At 37.6% G+C, this 556-nt stretch carries 1 protein-coding gene; it reads left to right on the top strand.

All coding sequences use genetic code 11. The annotated features are described in order from the left end of the window. Positions 1–53: 53 nt before the first annotated feature. Positions 54–556, top strand: a 503-nt coding sequence (locus tag I6F65_RS22135) for an IS110 family transposase (protein ID WP_231613272.1), incomplete at its 3' end; no start/stop codon positions are given.

The raw sequence follows: 556 nt of genomic DNA, 5'->3' as shown, positions 1-556 counted from the left end.
TGGACATTGTTCAACAGTCCACTAAAAACTTATTATCGGTGCAAAGTTGTTACATGCGTCATCTTGGTTATAAGCTCAGTAGCAACAAAATAAAGCAAATGGCTGCTATCAGAAAAGGCGTTGATACTGAGCAGGTACACGCAGACTTTAGCTCAATGAATACAGCACTGTCAGTCATTTCTAACCTCTCATTAATACGTTGTGCTCAACAGCAAATTAATGTGATAGAGGGCGCTATTTTAAAACAAACATCACTCTCCCCTGAATTTATAAACCTATCCAGTATTGATGGAATTGGAAATACTTTAGCACTGACTATTATGTTAGAAACCGGCACGATTAAACGTTTTGATAGCCCAGGTAATTTCTCATCGTATTGTCGCTGTGTTAAAGGGGCAAGGTACAGTAATGGAAAGAAAAAAGGCGCTACGAATCAGAAAAATGGTAATCGTTATTTAGCGTGGGCTTTTACTGAGGCCGCTAATTTTGCAATTCGTTATAACCCAACAGTTAAAAAATATTATCAACGAAAACTGGCTAAAACAAACAAGGTAGT

The sequence above is a fragment of the Pseudoalteromonas sp. SWXJZ94C genome (assembly GCF_015864385.1).
In the GTDB taxonomy this organism is placed as follows: Bacteria; Pseudomonadota; Gammaproteobacteria; order Enterobacterales; family Alteromonadaceae; genus Pseudoalteromonas.
The sequence above is the reverse complement of the archived record's forward strand: the minus strand, read 5'-3'. Positions and strand labels throughout refer to the sequence as shown.